This window comes from Bradyrhizobium sp. HKCCYLS2038 (genome assembly GCF_051167655.1).
In the GTDB taxonomy this organism is placed as follows: Bacteria; Pseudomonadota; Alphaproteobacteria; order Rhizobiales; family Xanthobacteraceae; genus Bradyrhizobium.
Genome location: NZ_JBNPTM010000001.1, coordinates 1,278,866 through 1,297,441, shown reverse-complemented (window position 1 = coordinate 1,297,441; position 18,576 = coordinate 1,278,866). Strand labels below are relative to the sequence as shown.

Annotated in this window: 16 protein-coding genes; 5 read left to right on the top strand and 11 right to left on the bottom strand. The window is 65.4% G+C overall.

What is annotated here, in order from left to right; all coding sequences use genetic code 11:
- Positions 1–28: 28 nt before the first annotated feature.
- Positions 29–958, bottom strand: a complete 930-nt coding sequence (locus ACQR1I_RS05735) for a LysR substrate-binding domain-containing protein (protein ID WP_434867595.1) — start codon at positions 956–958, stop codon at positions 29–31.
- 184 nt (positions 959–1,142) lie between these two features.
- On the opposite strand from ACQR1I_RS05735, the gene ACQR1I_RS05730 reads away from it, so the two are divergent.
- Positions 1,143–3,206 carry a tetratricopeptide repeat protein gene (locus ACQR1I_RS05730; protein ID WP_434867596.1) on the top strand — a complete coding sequence of 688 codons (2,064 nt, stop codon included), beginning with the start codon at positions 1,143–1,145 and terminating at the stop codon, positions 3,204–3,206.
- A gap of 443 nt (positions 3,207–3,649) precedes the next feature.
- Complete coding sequence (gene katG, locus ACQR1I_RS05725) at positions 3,650–5,821, top strand: catalase/peroxidase HPI (protein WP_434867597.1); 2,172 nt, start codon at positions 3,650–3,652, stop codon at positions 5,819–5,821.
- Between the two features lie 79 nt (positions 5,822–5,900).
- Here katG and ACQR1I_RS05720 read toward each other — a convergent pair whose 3' ends face one another.
- Positions 5,901–6,716 (bottom strand): lytic murein transglycosylase, encoded by an 816-nt coding sequence (locus tag ACQR1I_RS05720; RefSeq protein ID WP_434867598.1) that lies wholly within the window; start codon positions 6,714–6,716, stop codon positions 5,901–5,903.
- On the opposite strand from ACQR1I_RS05720, the gene ACQR1I_RS05715 reads away from it, so the two are divergent.
- Together ACQR1I_RS05715 and ACQR1I_RS05710 are read left to right on the top strand one after the other, a co-directional pair.
- Positions 6,694–6,975 carry a hypothetical protein gene (locus ACQR1I_RS05715; RefSeq protein WP_434867599.1) on the top strand — a complete coding sequence of 94 codons (282 nt, stop codon included), beginning with the start codon at positions 6,694–6,696 and terminating at the stop codon, positions 6,973–6,975. The two genes, ACQR1I_RS05720 and ACQR1I_RS05715, sit on opposite strands and share 23 nt — an antisense overlap.
- Positions 6,976–7,043: 68 nt before the next feature.
- Positions 7,044–7,640 (top strand): PepSY domain-containing protein, encoded by a 597-nt coding sequence (locus ACQR1I_RS05710; protein ID WP_434867600.1) that lies wholly within the window; start codon positions 7,044–7,046, stop codon positions 7,638–7,640.
- Positions 7,641–7,653: 13 nt separating this feature from the next.
- Here the strand turns inward: ACQR1I_RS05710 and ACQR1I_RS05705 are convergent, their stop codons facing one another.
- The 9 genes from ACQR1I_RS05705 to ACQR1I_RS05665 all read right to left on the bottom strand — a co-directional run bounded on the left by ACQR1I_RS05705 (position 7,654) and on the right by ACQR1I_RS05665 (position 17,474).
- Entirely contained in the window at positions 7,654–8,358 is a 705-nt protein-coding gene (locus ACQR1I_RS05705) for a TetR/AcrR family transcriptional regulator (protein ID WP_434867601.1), read from the bottom strand.
- Between the two features lie 150 nt (positions 8,359–8,508).
- Positions 8,509–9,231, bottom strand: a complete 723-nt coding sequence (locus ACQR1I_RS05700) for an HAD-IA family hydrolase (RefSeq protein ID WP_434867602.1) — start codon at positions 9,229–9,231, stop codon at positions 8,509–8,511.
- Complete coding sequence (gene cbbX / locus ACQR1I_RS05695) at positions 9,228–10,172, bottom strand: CbbX protein (RefSeq protein ID WP_434867920.1); 945 nt, start codon at positions 10,170–10,172, stop codon at positions 9,228–9,230. Before cbbX ends, ACQR1I_RS05700 begins: the two co-directional genes overlap by 4 nt.
- 170 nt (positions 10,173–10,342) lie before the next feature.
- Entirely contained in the window at positions 10,343–10,762 is a 420-nt protein-coding gene (locus ACQR1I_RS05690) for a ribulose bisphosphate carboxylase small subunit (protein ID WP_434867603.1), read from the bottom strand.
- A 75-nt stretch (positions 10,763–10,837) separates the two neighbouring features.
- On the bottom strand, positions 10,838–12,298 hold the full coding sequence (locus ACQR1I_RS05685; RefSeq protein ID WP_434867604.1) for a form I ribulose bisphosphate carboxylase large subunit: 1,461 nt from the start codon (positions 12,296–12,298) through the stop codon (positions 10,838–10,840).
- Between the two features lie 36 nt (positions 12,299–12,334).
- Complete coding sequence (gene fba, locus ACQR1I_RS05680; RefSeq protein ID WP_434867605.1) at positions 12,335–13,417, bottom strand: class II fructose-bisphosphate aldolase; 1,083 nt, start codon at positions 13,415–13,417, stop codon at positions 12,335–12,337.
- Positions 13,418–13,468: 51 nt separating this feature from the next.
- On the bottom strand, positions 13,469–15,496 hold the full coding sequence (tkt, locus tag ACQR1I_RS05675; protein WP_434867606.1) for a transketolase: 2,028 nt from the start codon (positions 15,494–15,496) through the stop codon (positions 13,469–13,471).
- The gene (locus ACQR1I_RS05670; protein WP_434867607.1) at positions 15,493–16,368 is read right to left on the bottom strand and encodes a phosphoribulokinase; all 876 of its coding nucleotides are present in this window, start codon (positions 16,366–16,368) and stop codon (positions 15,493–15,495) included. The genes tkt and ACQR1I_RS05670 overlap by 4 nt, the downstream gene beginning before the upstream one ends.
- A 50-nt stretch (positions 16,369–16,418) precedes the next feature.
- Positions 16,419–17,474 carry a class 1 fructose-bisphosphatase gene (locus tag ACQR1I_RS05665; protein WP_434867608.1) on the bottom strand — a complete coding sequence of 352 codons (1,056 nt, stop codon included), beginning with the start codon at positions 17,472–17,474 and terminating at the stop codon, positions 16,419–16,421.
- A 146-nt stretch (positions 17,475–17,620) separates the two neighbouring features.
- Between ACQR1I_RS05665 and ACQR1I_RS05660 the strand changes: the two genes are divergently transcribed.
- Complete coding sequence (locus tag ACQR1I_RS05660; protein ID WP_434867609.1) at positions 17,621–18,541, top strand: LysR family transcriptional regulator; 921 nt, start codon at positions 17,621–17,623, stop codon at positions 18,539–18,541.
- Positions 18,542–18,576 lie beyond the last annotated feature (35 nt).

Below are 18,576 nucleotides of genomic sequence, written 5' to 3'. Positions count from 1 at the left end.
AGCTCGCTGGCGAACACCAGAACCTCACTCACCCCCTTCGCTTCCTGCCCTGCCCCGTTCCCGCCTGCTTGCGCAGCCCTTCCGCCGCGCTGCCGACGACCTCGGAAATCTGCATGAGCTGCTTGGCGAGCGGGCTGGTCTTGCGCCAGACCATGCCGATGGTGCGCTGGGGCTGCGGCTCGGCGAAGCGCGCCAGCGACACCGAGGCGGAGCGCGTCTCGACGCCGACGGCCATCTCCGGGATCAACGTCACGCCCATGCCGGCGCCGACCATCTGCACCAGGGTCGAGAGCGAGGAGGCATCGAGCATCTCGCGCGGCGCCTGCATGTTGCAGAACGACAGCGCCTGGTCGCGGAAGCAGTGTCCCTCCTCCAGCAGCAACAGCCGCATCTCGCGCAGGCTCTCGCCGCTCGGCACCGGTGCGCCTTCATATTCGGGCGGACGCACCAGCAGGAAATATTCCGAGAACAGCGCGACCTCGGTGAGCGAGGGCTCCGACACCGGCAGCGCGACGATCGCTGCATCGAGCCGGCCCTCGATCAGCTCCTCGATCAGGGTCGGCGTCTTCGACTCGCGCACGTGAATGTCGATCTCGGGCTGCTTGCGCGTCAGACTTCCGATCACCTTCGGCAACAGATAGGGCGCGACGGTCGGGATCATGCCGAGCCGCAGCCGGCCGGTGAGCTTGTCGCGCGAGGCGCGGGCGAAATCGCCGAGCTCATCGACCGAGCGCAGAATCTCGCGAACGCGTTCGGCCAGTTGTTCGCCGAAGCGGGTCAGCACCACCTGGCGCGCGCTGCGCTCCAGCAGGACGCCGCCGAGCGCGTCCTCCATTTCCTTGATCTGCATCGAGAGCGCCGGCTGCGAGATCGCGCAGGCCTCCGCGGCGCGGCCGAAATGGCCGAGACGCGCCAGCGCATCGAAGTAGCGAAGCTGCCGCATCGTCAGGTGTATCATCAGATAATCTTATCGATTGGCTGAGCGGAGGTCAATTTTCCCTCACCTGGCAACTGCAACCGGGAGCTGCAGAAGCGCGATTTTCGGCTTTGCCCGCAAATATCTACGAACCGACGGCCCGGTTTGTGGCCGCTGAAACCCGCATGCGCTATCGTCAGACAAACGGCAAGACTGCGGGTAAACCATGGCAGAATCGATGAAGGATCTCGTCGGCTCGGTCGAACGCTCCGGCCGGCGCCCGAACGCGCGGGCCATGGCTCTGTCAGGGATCGCGGTGGCGGCCGTGCTGGCCTCGGCTGCGGCCCGCGCTGGCGAGTGGGAGGATTGCAATCCGCGCCCGAACGAGCGGACCGTCGCGGCCTGCAGCTCGATCATCGACGACCAGGCGCGCTCCGACAACGATCACCTGCAGGCCTACGTCAACCGAGCCCGCGTCTACATCAATCAGTCCAAGCTCGACCCCGCGCTGGCGGACTCCGAGGCGGCACTGCGGCTGGACGGCGGCTTCGTTCCTGCGCTCATGGTGCGTGGCCAGATCTGGCAGCGCAAGAATGCGATCGATGCCGCACGCGCCGATTTCGACCGGGCCATCGAGATCGATCCGAAGAACATCAACGGCTATCTCGCGCGCGGCAATCTCCGGCTGCAGACCAGGAGCTGGCCGGAAGCCCTGAGCGATTTCGATGCGGCGCTGCACCTGCAGCAGGATTCGCCGCCGGCCCATCTCGGACGCGGCCGCGCGCTGCTGGAGACCGGCGATCTCGATGCAGCGCTGAACGAGCTGAACGTGTCCATTACGGCGGCGCCGAATGTCGGTGTCGCCTATTTCCATCGCGGCCAGATCTATCGCCGCAAGGGCGACACGCCGCGCGCCATCGAGGATTTCTCGCGGGCGGTCGCGCAGAGTGGCGGCAAGGAGATCATGCCCTATCTCGCGCGCGGCCGGCTGCTGCTGGCCAAGGGCGACTACGCGAAGGCCGTATCCGACTTCAAGGCCGCGCTGGCGATCGCACCGGATAATCCCGAAGCGAAGGATCTGGTGAAATCGGCCGAGGCGATGCAGGCCGAGCTCGGCAACGGTTCGGCGCCGCCAAACGCTTCGGCCAACCCGCAGCAGGCGCCGTCGGGGTCGCAGGGCTTGTTGGAAACCACCAAGCAGCTGTTCGCCCAGGGCAAGTGGCAGGACGCCATCCAGAACATCGAGCGCGCCCTGGCGCAAAAGCCGGACGACGTCGTCGCCCTGCAACTCCGCGCGCTCGCCTTTTTGCGCCTCGGCCGGTCCGCCGAGGCCCGCGTCGATCTCGACCGGGTGCTGCGGATCAAGCCCGACGATGTCTACTCACTGTCGCTGCGCGCGATGAGTCTCATCGCCTTGAAGCAGCTCGAACTGGCGCGAGCGGACGTCCAGCGAATGCTCGAACTGCAGCCGAACTATCCGGTCGCTTTCGCCTATCGCGGCATGATCAACCGGCTGCAAGGCAGGTTTCCGGAAGCGATCGCCGATCTCGATCGTGCCATCGCACTCAATCCGAAGGACAGCGCCTCCTTCACCCAGCGAGGCCTCGCCCGCATCTTCATGAACGAGGCCGACAAGTCCGTGGTCGACTTCGACCAGGCGCTGGCCATCAACCCGCGCGACGACGACGCGCGCGCCGCACGCGCGCTGGCACTGCTCTGGCGGGGCGGCGCCAGCGAAAGCCTGTCCGACGTCAACATCCTGCTGGAGCGCAACCCCAACAACCAGATCGCCCTGCTCGGCAGAAGCCTCGCATTGATCTCGACAGGCCAGCTCGATCGCGCGATCGTCGCGCTCAACCAGATCATCGGCAAGACCGGGGACGACACCATGGCGCGTATCCTGCGCGCCCGCGTCTACCTCGCCCAGAAGGATCTGGTGCATGCGGCCGCCGATCTCGACCAGATCGGCATCACCCATCCCGACGACGCCGAATATCTTGCCGTGCGAGGTCTTCTGCACAACGCCAACAAGGAACATCAGCAGGCGATCGCCGATTTCGATCGCGCGCTGGCGCGGCGCGAGACGATCGAGAGCTTTATCGGCCGCGGACTGGCCTACGAGGCACGCAACAATGCCACCAAGGCGGCCGCCGATTTCCGCAAGGCGATGGCCTTGCCGCCGCGAAGCGTCTTCGACGTGCTCGCGCAGGCGTCGTTGAAGCAGAAGGTCGACCACCTGTCGAAGCAGCTGCCGTGCTCCAACGCGCATGGCAGCGGAACCTGTCTCTGACCGAACGACGGCCTGCAGCGGAACCACATCCGCCGCGGCGTATGGATCCCGGGTCGGCGTCCTCCGCCGCTGTCGCGGTGGCAGACTTGCCCGGGATGACACTTCTTGTGTGGCGAGCTCCCGCGGCGTCCTCCCTTATCGCGTCATTCTTCACGGTCGCGTCATTCTCCGCTGTCGTCCCCGACAAGCGCGCGGCCACGCGCGCGCCGATCCGGGATCCATAGCCCCAGGGAGACATGCGAGGCACGACGGCCGCCCCATCCCGTTCCCGACGGCGCGCTTGGCCACCGCGACGGGCTGGATCTGACCTCCACGGCATCACAGGCCTGTCATCAGATTATCTTATCGCTGCGATCATCAATCTCAACTTCCCCTGATCGGGGTGGCCGCGTAGGGTCCCGCCACCCACCCCCCAGGGGGAAGATGCAGGTCAGGAGGCAGACATGGATGACGTCAGCAAGTGCCCATTCTCGGGCGGCGTGAAAGGATTCAAGAACAAGGATTGGTGGCCCAACCAGCTCGATCTGTCGGTGCTGCATCAGCATTCGAACCTCTCCGATCCGCTCGGCGAGGCGTTTGATTATTCCAAGGAATTCAAGAGCCTCGATCTCGACGCGCTGGTCAAGGACCTGACCGCGCTGATGACCGATTCGCAGGAATGGTGGCCGGCCGATTTCGGTCATTACGGCCCGCTGTTCATCCGCATGGCTTGGCATGCCGCCGGCACCTATCGCATCGGCGACGGCCGCGGCGGCGCCGGCACCGGTCAGCAGCGTTTCGCGCCGCTGAACAGCTGGCCTGATAACGCCAACCTCGACAAGGCCCGCCGCCTGCTGTGGCCGATCAAGCAGAAGTACGGCCAGAAGATTTCCTGGGCCGACCTGTTCGTGCTGACCGGCAACGTCGCGCTGGAATCGATGGGCTTCAAGACCTTCGGCTTCGGCGGCGGTCGCGCCGACACCTGGGAGCCGGAGCAGGACATCTATTGGGGTCCGGAAGGCAAGTGGCTCGCCGACGAGCGCTACAGCGGCGATCGCGATCTCGCCGGCTCGCTCGCGGCGGTGCAGATGGGCCTGATCTACGTCAACCCGGAAGGTCCGAACGGCAACCCCGATCCGCTGGCGGCGGCGCGCGACATTCGCGAGACCTTCGCCCGCATGGCGATGAACGACGAAGAGACCGTCGCGCTGATCGCCGGCGGCCATACCTTCGGCAAGACTCACGGCGCCGGTGATGCGTCGCTGGTCGGAGCCGAGCCGGAAGGCGCGGATATCGCGCAGATGGGTCTCGGCTGGGCCAACAAATACGGCTCGGGCAAGGCCGGTGACACCATCACCTCCGGCCTCGAGGTGATCTGGACGTCGTCGCCGACGAAGTGGAGCAACAACTTCTTCTGGAACCTGTTCGGCTATGAGTGGGAGCTGACCAAGAGCCCGGCCGGCGCGCACCAGTGGACGCCGAAGGGCGGCGCCGGCGCCAACACCGTGCCGGACGCGCATGACAAGTCCAAGCGCCACGCGCCGTCGATGCTGACCACCGACCTCGCGCTGCGCTTCGATCCCGCCTACGAGAAGATCTCGCGGCGCTTCCTGGAGAACCCGGATCAGTTCGCCGACGCCTTCGCTCGCGCCTGGTTCAAGCTGACCCATCGCGACATGGGTCCGAAGGTGCGCTACCTCGGCCCGCTGGTGCCGAAGGAGGATCTGATCTGGCAGGATCCGCTGCCGGCCGTCGACCATGCGCTCGTCGACGACAAGGACGTCGCCGCGCTCAAGGCGAAGATCCTCGCCTCGGGTCTCAACGTCGCGCAGCTGGTCTCGACCGCCTGGGCCTCGGCCTCGACCTTCCGCGGCTCCGACAAGCGCGGCGGCGCCAATGGCGCGCGCATTCGCCTCGCTCCGCAGAAGGACTGGGCGGTCAACAACCCGGCCGAGCTCGCCAAGGTGCTGTCCGCGCTGGAAGGCATCCAGAAGGAGTTCAATGCCGGGGCGAAGAAGATCTCGCTCGCCGACCTGATCGTGCTGGCCGGCAATGCCGGCGTCGAGGCGGCGGCCAAGAAGGCCGGCGTCGAGGTGACGGTGCCGTTCGCACCGGGCCGCACCGACGCCTCGCAGGAGCAGACCGACGTCGAGTCGTTCGCGGTGCTCGAGCCGACCCATGACGGCTTCCGCAACTATCTCTCCGGCAAGCAGTGGCTGTCGGGCGAGGAGCTGCTGGTCGACAAGGCCCAGCTGCTCACGCTGACCGCGCCGGAGATGACCGTGCTGGTCGGCGGCCTGCGCGTGCTCGGCGCCAATGCAGCCGGCTCCAAGCACGGTGTCTTCACCGCGCAGACGGAGACGCTGTCGAACGACTTCTTCGTCAACCTGCTCGACATGGGCGTGGCGTGGACGCCGGTCGACAAGGGCGAGCACACCTTCGAGGGCCGCGACCGCAAGTCCGGCGCCGTGAAGTGGACCGCGACCCGCGCCGACCTGATCTTCGGCTCGCACTCGCAGCTGCGCGCGCTCGCCGAGGTCTATGCCAGCTCGGATGCCAAGCAAAAGTTCGTCAAGGACTTCGTCGCCGCCTGGACCAAGGTGATGAACCTCGACCGATTCGAGCTGAAGGCGTAAGGCCAAAAGGCTGACTGACTAACAAGAGGCGGCGCTCCAGCGATGGAGCGCCGCTTTTGTTTGAAGAGATCTGCCGGCCTCACCGCTCCGCGGCCGAGCCGCCGCCGTCGATCTGGCGGCCCATCAAAGCGATGGCCTTCTGGTAGACGCCGGCGGCGTTCCAGGCTTCGATGGCGACAAAGTTCGGCTCGCCGGGCTGATAGCCGGCGCCGGCCTTCCAGCCATTGGCGCGCAGGAAGTTGGCGGTCGAGGCCAGCGCATTGGCGGCGACGTCGAGATTGCCGATGCCGTAGGCCAAGATGTTCTTGGGCATGAACTGGGTCTGCCCAACCTCGCCGTGCATCGAGCCGCGCGTCGCGCCCGACAGCACGCCGCGGTCGATCAGCTTGAGCGCGGCATAGAGCTGCTCGGTGAAGAATTCCGGACGGCGGCAGTCATAGGCGAGCGTCGCGATCGACGACAGCATGTGCTGGTTGCCACGCTGGCTGCCGAAGCCGCTCTCCATGCCCCAGATCGCGATCAGCGGTCCCGGCGGCACGCCGTAGCGCTGCTCGATCGAGGCGAACATCGCCGCCTGCGACTGCTTGAGCTGACGGCCGCGCGCGACGATGGTCGCAGCGCCGCGCTTGGCGAGGAACTGATCGAGCGACAGGCCGAAGCTGCGCTGGCCGCGGTCGGCGGCGATGGTGGCCGAGGCGTAGTTGGTCTGCATCAGCGCCGCCAGCGCGGTGTTGCCGATCCCCTTGGCGCGCGCCTCCTCGCCGAACTCACGCTTCCAGCCCTCGAAACCCGCCGGTGACGAGCCGCACTGCGCCGCCTCCGCCCCGCTGCCGAAAGCCGCGAGCAGCGCCGCCGCGGTGAAGGTGATCGTGATGATGGCCCGGCGCTTGATCATTGATGCTCCTTCTGATGACGCCCTTCCAGCCGGCTTGCATGACGCTGGCATGACAATGGAAGACGCCGTCGCGGCAAAATTCACCGCAAAGATTGAAACGCCGAACAACTTATCGCAGTTGTCGACAAACGCCCAGCGCGGTGCCATTGAGGTTCCCGACCACCTTGCTCGCGCTCAATTGATCGAAGCCATCGCCGAGTGGCAGAACGCCGCGTTGACAGGCCTTGATGGCGAGCCTTTAAGAAACGAAACAGTTTAGTTCTTAACGATCGATTCGGATATGACGCCCCAAACTGCCGGGCGAGGCGTGGAGCCGGTGAGACGTCCATGAGATCAAAGCTTCTTCTTTCGCTGATGCTGTCGTGCTGGACGGCGTTGACGCCGGCCGCTGCAATGGCCCGCGTCACCGACATTCAGCCGCCGTCCACTACGGAAGCACCGTCCGCCACGGATCCCGCGCTCAGCCAGGCAACGATCGACCTCGAGCTCGACCGGTTCCGCCGAACGGAAGTATCGCTGCACCAGGCGTTGCGGGTCGCTGAGAAGCTGCATCCGGGATCCAAGACCGCGGACATCAGCTTCGAGGGCGGCCTCGGCGCGCCGGTCTACAAGGTACGCACGCTGCTGAAGGGCCAGATCTGGGAATCCGATATCGACTGCGCCACCGCCAAGGTGCTGAGCAGCGTCCTGTTCTCAACCGTGCAGGGCCTCAACGAGGGCGACCGCACCAGCCTGGCCGCGCTCAACGGCATCGCGCTACGGATGTCGGATGCGATCCGGATCGCGGAACGATCCGCAGCGGGCAAGGCCATCAGTGGCGGCCTGATCACCAAGGACGGCAAGCTCGCCTTCATCATCGTCGTCGTCAGCGGCAAGGACCTCAAGCAGGTGACGCTCGAACCGACGTCACTGCGCCGCCGCTGAGCTCACGATGAGGTCACGATGAGGTCTTGGCATGCAACGCCAGGAAGATCTTGACGCGCTCGCGGACGAAGCCCGGCATCTCCTTGCGGAGGGACTTTTCAGTCATTCCCATCAAGGACCGCATCAGCAGCGGTAGCACGATCAGGTCGATGAAGATCTCGGCGGATGCCGTCGCCGCCTTGGACGGCGCGCGCTTGCCCGATGTTGCCGGCGAGCCGATCGTATCAGCCAGCAACGATGCCACGGCGCGGCTTGCCCGCTGGCGCGACAGCTCGTGAAACTGGCAGCTCAGATCGGGAAAGCGATAGGCTTCGCCGATCGTGACGCGGAACAGCCCAATCGACTCCTTCAACGCACGGTCGACGATGGCCATCGCAAGCCCGGCCAGCTTCTCCTGCACCGTTCCGGACGGCAACGTGTAGGACGAGCCCAGCGCCATCCGCTCATCGATGGAACGTTCGACGATGGCGGCAAACAGGGCGGGCTTGCCGGAATAGCGTGCATAAATAGTGGGCTTGGAGGCTGGCGCCCGCTCGGCGATCTCATCGATGCTGGTGCCGTCGAAGCCGCGCTCGAGGAATACCTCACGCGCCGCGTCCAGAATCCGTTCTTCGATATTACCGGCCAGCGCTTTCGGCGGCCGTCCGACTCGCCCACGCAACGCGACCGCGCGCGGGACGTCACTGCGTTTGTTAACCTTGGCCTGCGTGCGGGCCATACTCACGACCTCGACTCGACATGTCAGCATGCGATCAAGGCATTACACGTTCTCATCGCAACAGCAATAGAACGCGATGGCGAGCAGCCATGCGCACTATGATGTATATAGTTAGAAACGTTCTTGAGTTTGCTGGTACCTCAAGACACCTCAAGCAAATAATTCGCTGAGGTCGTCGAGCACCGCGAGCGCGCCGTTGAAACTGTCATCATGAAAGTAGAGGCTGCGCGTGATGAGCACCGGGACACCGGCGCGTGTCGCCGCCATCAGTCCATTGCCGGAATCTTCGATCGCGATACAATTCGCAGCTGGCAGGTCGAGCTGTGACAGCACCTCGATGTAGACGTCGGGCGCAGGCTTCTTGCGCGCAACGTCGTCGGCGGCGACGACGGCTGCAAACATCGTCTCCCAATCCCGACCGAGCACCGGTGCGAGCAGCGCGTCGATATTCACACGCGTGGTCGTGGTGGCGATCGCCATCCGCTGACCGCGGCCGATCGCCGCATCGAGCAGCTCCTTCACGCCGGGCCGCAACGGACAGCCCTTGTCGGCCATCAGGGCGGCAAAACGTTCCGTCTTGACCCGGTGCAGCCTCGCGATCACGGCGTCACTCAAGGGCGGTCCACTGCGCCGCATCTGATCGAAGGCGCGAATGCGCTCCTTGCCGCCGGCGACGCGCAGCAGCTCCTTGTAGACGCGGCGGCCCCAATGCCAGTCCAGTTTCGCATCCACAAAGGCTTCGTTGAACGCCTCACGGTGAATCTCCTCGGTCTCCGCCATCGTGCCGTCGACGTCGAGCAGCAATGCGCCGGCGCCGGCGATCCGCGCCCGGAGTTCGTCACGCGTCAAGTTCGTGACCACGGCGAGGCTCATGGCTGCTCCTCCGTACTCATCTCCTGCTTCGCCGCTCCCTTGGCGAACACGCGGCTCGCCAATACGTCGCTGGCTTCGATCGACATCACCTCCTCCGCCGTCAGCACGCGGTCGAGCCGCGACACCAGCCGGTTGGCCTGACGCAGCCGAAACCGGTCCAGCGCATTGCGGATCGAGCGGGCGTTGGAGAACAGCGGCTGGGTGCGACGGACCGCGATGTACTTCTCGAAGGCCGCGCGCGCCTCGGGGGAGAATCGGTAGTTCTGCCCCTCGAGCATCATCTCGGCGATCGTCAAGAGCTCGCCTTCCGAATAATCGGGAAAGTCGATATGATGCGCAATGCGTGAGCGGAAACCGGGGTTGCTCTGGAAGAACTTCTCCATCCGGTCGGCATAGCCGGCGAGGATCACCACCAGGTCCTCGCGCTGCGACTCCATGATCTGCAGCAGGATCTCGATCGACTCCTGGCCGTAGTCGCGCTCGTTCTCGGGACGGTACAGGTAATAGGCCTCGTCGATGAACAGCACGCCGCCCATCGCCTTCTTCAGCACCTCCTTGGTCTTCGGCGCGGTATGACCGATATACTGACCGACGAGGTCATCGCGGGTGACGCTGATGACATGACCGCGGCGGACGAAGCCGAGCCGGTGCAGGATGCCGGCCATGCGCAGCGCGACCGTGGTCTTGCCGGTGCCGGGGTTCCCGGTGAACGACATGTGCAGGGTCGGGAACGTCGTTGCCAGTCCCATCTTCTGGCGGATGCGCTCCATCAGCAGCAGGGAGGCGATCTCGCGGATCCGCGTCTTGACCGGCGCGAGGCCGACCAGTTCGCGGTCGAGCTGCTCCAGCACCGGGGCGATGTCGACGCTCTCGAACTCGCGGCGCAGATCGATCGTCTCGACCGGCGTCGCCTCTTTGGCATCCGCCTGCGTGGCCTGCATCATGGGCTGTGCTCCGCTCGCCGAAGTTCGCACACGCTGGCGGAATGCCCCCGCGAACTCCGGCAAGCAGGGTACGCCGTCAAATCGGAATCAGCAAATCGGACTTTGCCACGACGGCAGGGCCGGCGCTGGAGCCGCCGACCAGGCCGGCGACTCCAGCGTAGCTTATGTTAGGAGTAGCGCTCGCCTTCGGGACGCTCGGCCGCGTAGGACCGCGTCGAATAACGCTGATTGCGCCCAACGGTTTCCTGGCGGTCCAGCCGGAAGCCGGGCTCGTTCTTCGGCCGGTTGACGATGAAGGACAGCCGGATCGACTCCCAGCCATGGCTGGAATCGAATGCCGAGATCCGGATGTAGCGGTCGCCGTAGATCTTCCGGCATTCCGACAACTCGCGCATGATGCCGGCGGCATCACGCAGGTCAAACATCGGCAGGCCCCACATCTCCCAATAAGTGTTGCGGGGATGCGGATCGTCGGTGAACTCGATGTTCACGGCCCAGTTCTTCTCGAGGCAGTACTGGATCTGGGCGGTGATCTGATCATCGGTCAGATCGGGCAGGAAGGAAAAGCAGCCTTGGGTCACACGCATGGTGAAATCTCCTGATGTTGTGCTGCCGGGCGGGCCGGTGTCCGGCCCGCAGCGCGGCGACGCATCGAACGACGGTTAGGCGGCGGGGGTGACGGTCGGCACGAAGTCCGGCGAGTCAGTCGATTCGTAGTTGAAGGTGACGTCCTTCCAGATCTCCAGCGCCTCACGCAGCGGCGTGCAGGTCTGCGCCGCCTTGGCGAGAATCTCCGGACCTTCGTGGACGTAGTCGCGACCCTCGTTGCGGGCGAGGATCATCGCTTCCAGCGCGACGCGGTTGGCAGTCGCGCCGGCGGCAATGCCGCGCGGATGGCCGATGGTGCCGCCGCCGAACTGCAGCACGACGTCCTCGCCGAGCAGGTCGAGCAGCTGGTGCATCTGGCCGGCATGGATGCCGCCGGACGCCACCGGCATCAGCTTGTTCAGGCTCGCCCAGTTCTGGTCGAAGAACACGCCATGCTCGAGCCGCATCGGGTTGAAGTCCTCGCGGCAGATGTCGTAATAGCCGCGCGTGGTGTTGGGATCGCCCTCGAGCTTTCCAACCACGGTGCCGGCATGGATGTGATCGACGCCGGCGAGCCGCATCCACTTGGCGATGACGCGGAACGACACGCCGTGCGCACGCTGCCGCGTATAGGTCGAATGGCCCGCGCGATGCAGATGCAGGATCATGTCGTTCCGGCGTGCCCACTTCGCCATCGACTGGATCGCGGTATAGCCGATCACGAGGTCGATCATGACGATGTTCGAGCCGAGCTCCTTGGCGAACTCGGCGCGCTCGTACATGTCCTCCATCGTCGCCGCGGTGACGTTGAGATAGGTGCCCTTGATCTCGCCGCTCGCCGCCTGCGCCTTGTTGACCGCCTCCATGCAGTACAGGAAGCGCTCGCGCCAATGCATGAACGGCTGCGAGTTGATGTTCTCGTCGTCCTTGGTGAAGTCGAGGCCGCCCTTCAGCGCCTCGTAGACGACGCGGCCATAGTTGCGGCCGGAAAGGCCCAGCTTCGGCTTGACGGTCGCGCCCAGCAGCGGACGGCCGAACTTGTCGAGTCGCTCGCGCTCGACGACGATGCCGGTCGCCGGCCCCTGGAACGTCTTCACATAGGCCACGGGCAGCCGCATGTCCTCGAGCCGCAGCGCCTTGAGCGGCTTGAAGCCGAACACGTTGCCGATGATCGAAGCGGTCAGATTGGAGATCGAGCCCGGTTCGAACAGGTCGAGATCATAGGCGATGTAGGCGAAGTAGCTGCCGGGCGAGCCCGGAACCGGCTCGACGCGGTAGCACTTGGCGCGATACTTCTCGGCCGCGGTCAGGCGATCGGTCCACACCACGGTCCAGGTCGCGGTGGAGGATTCACCGGCCACTGCGGCGCAGGCCTCGGTCGGGTCGACGCCGTCCTGCGGCGTGACGCGGAACAGCGCGATCACGTCGGTGTCCTTGGGCTGATAGGACGGCTCCCAATAGCCCATCTTCTTGTATTCCATGACGCCGGACTTGTAGCGATCCTTGCCGCGCACCGTGATCGATGGGTCGTTCATGTGTTCCTCCTGGCTGTATTGTTGTGGCTGTTGACGTCACGCAGCTTCAGTCATTCCCCCAATTCGCGGATCGAGCGCACCGGAGCGGTAGCGCTTGGCCATTTCGGCGAGCGGAATGACCTTGATCCTGGATGCATTGCCTGCGGCGCCGAACTGCTCGAAGCGCTCGCGGCAGAGGTCGCGCATCGAATCCATCGCAGGCTTCAGGAACTTGCGCGGATCGAACTCGACCTTCGACGACGCACCGACCTTGCGGAAGATCGCGGTCATCGCCAGCCGGCAGTCGGTGTCGATGTTGACCTTGCGCACGCCGTGGCGAATGCCGCGCACGATCTCCTCGACCGGCACGCCCCAGGTCTGCGGCATCTCGCCGCCGAACTGGTTGAACATGTCCTGCAAGGATTGCGGCACCGAGGACGAGCCATGCATGACCAGATGCGTGTTGGGCAGCCGGCGATGGATCTCCTCGATCACGTTCATGGCGAGGATCTCGCCGTCCGGCTTGCGCGAGAACTTGTAGGCGCCGTGCGAGGTGCCCATCGCGATCGCCAGCGCGTCGACCTTGGTGGCGCGGACGAAATCGACGGCCTGGTCCGGATCCGTCAGCAGCTGGTCGCGGCTGACCTTGCCTTCGAGGCCGTGGCCGTCCTCCTGCTCGCCGCCGCCATGCTCGAGCGAGCCGAGCACCCCGAGCTCGCCTTCGACGGAGGCGCCGACCCAGTGCGCCATGTCGGTGACGCGGCGGGTGATGTCGACGTTGTAGTCATAGTCGGCCGCGGTCTTGGCGTCGGCCTTGAGCGAGCCGTCCATCATGACCGAGGTGAAGCCGTATTTGATCGCGGTGGCGCAGGTCGCCTCGTCGTTGCCGTGGTCCTGGTGCAGGCACAGCGGGATCTGCGGATACATCTCCTCCAGCGCATCGATCATCTTCGACAGCATGATGTCGCCGGCATAGGAGCGGGCGCCACGCGAGGCCTGGATAATCACGGGCGCGTCGACCGCGGCCGCCGCCTCCATGATCGCGAGCCCCTGCTCCATGTTGTTGATGTTGAACGCCGGCACGCCGTAGCCGCGCTCGGCGGCATGGTCCAGCAATTGTCTGAGCGTGATCCGCGCCATGGTCGTCTCCGTCCCTCTTCGTGTTCTGTTCTGTGAGCGTCGAAACGTCTGTCAGGACGCCCGTGCCCTGATGATGTTGCGCATGGCCGCATCGGCCACCGCTGCCGGCGTGATGCCGAACTCGCGGTAAAGGACATCGGCCGGGGCCGAGGCGCCGAAGCCCTGCATACCGACGAACTCGCCAGCATCGCCGAGCCAGCGCGCCCACTCGCCCTCGACGGCGGCCTCGACGCCGATGCGCGGCGCGTTGCCCAGCACCTGGGCGCGATAGTCCGCGCTCTGCTTGCGGAACAATTCGAAACACGGTGCCGACACCACCGCCGCATGCACCCCGTCGGCCTCGAGCAGCTTGGCCGCCTCCATCGCGATCGCCACCTCCGAACCGGTCGCAATCAGCGTCACGTCGCGGCCAGCCTCCGGCTCGACCACCACGTAGGCGCCGAGCGCCACCTTATTTTGGTCAGACGCCTCGGTGCGAAAAGCGGGCAGCGCCTGGCGCGACAGGCACAGCACAGACGGCGAGGTCTCGGCGCGCAGCGCGCAGTCCCAGGCTTCCGCGGTTTCGACCGCGTCGGCGGGGCGGAACACCAGGAGATTGGGAATGGCGCGCAGGCTCGGAACGTGCTCGACCGGCTGATGCGTCGGGCCGTCCTCACCGAGGCCGATGGAATCGTGCGTCATGACGTGAATGACGCGGATCCCCATCAATGCGGCGAGACGGATCGCCGGCCGGTTGTAGTCGGCGAACGCAAGGAAGGTGCCGCCATAGGGGATGAAACCGCCATGCAGCGCGACGCCGTTCATGGCCGCGGCCATCGCGTGCTCGCGCACGCCGTAGTGGACGTAGTTGCCATCCATGGTCGAGGGCGTCACCGACTTGTGCGTCTTGGCCTTGGTCAGGTTCGAATGGGTCAGGTCCGCCGAGCCGCCAAGCAGGTTGGGCAGCACGGTCGCGATCACGTCGATGACGTTCTGCGAGGCTTGGCGCGTCGCGATCTTCGGCCGCTCGGCGGTGAGCTGCGCGATGAACTGCGCCATCCGTTCCGTATAGGCCGCTGGCATCTTCTTGTTCAGAGCATCGTGGCAGGGCGAGCGGTCCGCGCCGCACTGCTTGCGCGCACGCTCCTTCCAGGCCTGGCGCACGCTGCGGCCGCGAGCACCGATCTCGCGCCAGCTCACCAGCACGTCGGCGGGAACCTCGAACGGACGGTGCGGCCAATGCAGCGCGGCGCGGGTCTTCTCGACCTCCTCCGGCCCGAGCGGCGCGCCATGCGCCTTCTCCGAGCCCTGCCGTCCGGGCGAGCCGAATCCGATCGTGGTGCGGCACGCGATCATGCTCGGACGATCGCTGTTGCGCGCCGCCGCGATGGCCGCCTCGATCGCTTCTGGATCGTGGCCGTCGATGCGGCTCGTAGCCCAGCCCGACGCCGCGAAGCGCGCGAGCTGATCGTCGGAACAGGCAAGCCCGGTCGAGCCGTCGATCGAGATGCCGTTGTCGTCGAACAGCACGATCAGGCGATTGAGCTTGAGGTGGCCGGCGAGCGAGATCGCCTCATGACTGATGCCTTCCATCAGGCAGCCGTCGCCGGCGATGACGTAGGTATAGTGATCGACCAGATCGTCGCCGTAGCGCGCATTCATCAGGCGCTCGGCAAGCGCCATGCCCACGGCGGTGGCGATGCCCTGCCCCAGCGGACCGGTGGTGGTTTCGACGCCCGGCGTGTGGCCGTACTCCGGATGTCCCGGCGTCTTGGCGCCCCATTGCCGGAACGCCTTGATCTCGTCGATCGTCACCGCCTCGTAGCCGGTCAGATGCAGCAGCGCATAGAGCAGCATCGAGCCGTGGCCCGCCGACAGCACGAAGCGGTCGCGATCCGGCCAGGCCGGATCGGCGGGATCGAACTTCATGAAGCGCGAGAACAGCACGGTGGCAACGTCGGCCATGCCCATCGGCATACCCGGATGACCGGACTTCGCCTTCTCCACGGCGTCGATCGCAAGGAAACGAATGGCGTTCGCCATCTCGGCATGGGCCGTATCGACCTTGGCGGCTGGCTTTTGCAGAGCGGTGGCGGTCATAGCGTGCGCCTCTTTCGGTCCATCAGTTGCATGATCATCGGGGTGAGAATGAGCTGCATGGCAAGGTCGAGCTTCGAGCCATGGATCACGATCGAATTGGCGCGCGACATGAAGCTGCCCTGGATCATCGAGAGCAGATACGGGAAGTCGATGCCGCGCGGATTCTTGAGGCGGATCACGACCATCGATTCGTCGGGCGTCGGGATCCAGCGCGCGATGAACGGGTTCGATGTATCGACCGTCGGCACGCGCTGGAAGTTGATGTCGGTCTCGGAGAATTGCGGGATGATGTAGTTCACGTAGTCCGGCATGCGGCGCAGGATCGTGTCGGTCACCGCCTCGGTGGTGTAGCCGCGCGAGGCGCGGTCGCGGTGCAGCTTCTGGATCCATTCGAGATTCATCACCGGCACGACGCCGATCTTCAGGTCGGCATGCTGCGCGATGTTGACCTTCTCGGTGACCACGGCGCCGTGCAGGCCTTCATAGAACAGCAGGTCGGAATCTTCCGGCAGCCGGCTCCATTCGGTGAAATTGCCGGGCCTGGTGTCGTAGAGCCGCGCCTCCTCCTCATCGTGCACGTAGTGGCGCGTCATGCCGGTGCCGGTCTCGGAATAGTCGCGAAACGTCTTCTCCAGCTCCTCGAACAGGTTGGTGTCCGGGCTGAAATGGCTGAAGTGCTTGTTGCCGCACTCGGCCTCCTCGACCATCTTGCGGCGCATCTCCTCGCGATTGTAGCGATGGAACGCGTCGCCCTCGATGTAGGCCGCCTTGACGTTCTCGCGGCGGAAGATGTTCTCGAAGGTCTTCTTGACCGACGTGGTGCCCGCACCGGACGAGCCCGTGATCGAGATGATGGGATGACGACGTGACATGACTTTTCTCCGGAAGTCTCGCCGAGCAGGAGGCGCCCGGCAGCGTTCGCTCAGCGGAACAGGCCGCGGCGGGCGAACAGCGGCGCATCGCTGGTTTCGAACAGCGGCTCGACGCCTTCGTGAAGCTGATCGACATCGCGCACCAGGCGGACGTCACCCATGATCAGCGGTGCACGCTGATGCGGCGAGCGCGCCGACAATTCGAGGATGCGCGCGCGGCCGCTCGAGGCCGAGCCGCCGGCCCACTCCATGATCAGCGCCATCGGATGCGCTTCGTACACCAGGCGCAGCCGGCCCTCGCGATAGCCCGGGCGTGAATCGGCTGGATACAGGAACACGCCGCCGCGCATCAGGATGCGATAGGCTTCGGCAACCAGAGACGCGATCCAGCGCATGTTGAAGTCACGGCCGCGCGGTCCCGCGGCGCCGGACAGGCACTCGTCGACATAGTTGCGGACGGTGCCGCTCCAGTGCCGGCGGTTCGATGCGTTGATGGCGAATTCCGGCGTGTCCTGCGGGATGCGGATGCCGGACTTCGCAAGAATGAACTCGTGCAGCGTCGGATGCAGCACATAGAGGTCGACGCGGTGGTCGATGGCGAGCACGAGGCAGGTCTGCGGGCCATAGACGAAGAAACCGGCAGCGAGCTGCGCCGTGCCGGGCTCGAAGAAGCTGGAGAGCACGTCGCGGCCGCGCGGACGGATCGAGAAGATGGTGCCGACCGAGATGTTGTTCTGCAGGTTCGAGGAACCGTCGAGCGGATCGATCGCCACACAAAGTGGGGCAGTCTCGTTGACTATTTCGGGACGATCGCCCTCCTCCGACAGGATGCCGGCGACCGGCGACCGACGCAGTGCCTCCCGCATCAGATTGTCGGCGACGATATCCAGCGCCTTCTGGATGTCGCCGTCGGTGTTGACGGTGGCGGCGCCTTCGTCGACCCCGGACAGCGGCGCGATCGCGATCTGCCGCGCGAGCTCGCGCGCCGCCTCGGCGAGGGCCTCGATGACGGCAGCGCAGTCGGCGTCCGCCCCGTGGGACGTCAGATGAGCCTGCAATGTCGGATGATGATCTGCCTGGTCGGTCATGGGCCACTCCCTCGCCATCAGCTCCTCTACCGGGAACTTGATGAAGCCGCACGAATGCGTCGTGCCGCGCCGCTATCAACACTCGATTTGCCCCATTTGGGAAATTTCATTATCTTTGGAATGACCAAAGTTTTCCTTATGCGATCGATATCATCGAGGGTTCCATGAGCAGGCACTTCTCCCGTGACCTCACCATTCGCCAGCTTCGCGCGCTGGTGGCCGTGCAAAACTCGGGATCGGTGACCTCAGCGGCGGGTCGCCTGAATCTCACCCAGCCCGCGGTGACGCTGCAGATTCGCAATCTTCAGGAGCTCGCCGGGCTGCCGCTGATCCAGCGCACCACCGACGGCATGATCCTCACCGAGGCCGGCCGCAGCGTGCTCGCGCTCGCCGAGCGGGTCGAGGCGGCGCTGCTGGATTGCGAGCAGGCGCTCGACATCCTGGCAGGACGAAGCGGCGGCCGGGTCGCGATCGGCGCGGTCAGCACCGCGAAATACTTCGTTCCGTTCGCGATCGCGGAGTTCTCGCGGCGCTTTCCCAAGATCGACGTGACCTTGCGGATCGGCAATCGCGACAGCCTGCGCGAGGCACTGCGCGGCTATGATCTCGACATCGCCATCATGGGACGGCCGCCGGCCGACATTCCGGTGGACATGCGGCCGTTCGGCAAGCACCCCCACATCATCATCGCGCCGGCCGGCCACCGCCTCGCCCGCCGCAAGCGCATCGCGGCCGAGGATCTCGCCGGCGAGGTGTTCATCACCCGCGAGCCGGGCTCGGGCACGCGACTGTTGATGGAAACCTATTTCGACAAGCACGGGCTGCATCCGAAGACCAGCATGGAGATGGACAGCAACGAGACCATCAAGCAGGCGGTGATCGCCGGCCTCGGCATCGCCTTCATCTCGCAGCACACGGTGGCGCATGAGCTCAGCGAAGGCCGGCTGGTAATGCTCAACGTGGTGGGCCTGCCGATCGTCCGGCAATGGCATGCCGTGCGTCGTGCCGACAAGCTCCTGCTGCCGCCAGCGCAGGCGATGCTGGATTTCTTCGGCAAGGAAGGGGCGCGGTTCCTGCCCAAGTGAGCGCTGGTCCCGAAGCCATGACATTGTCGCTTCGG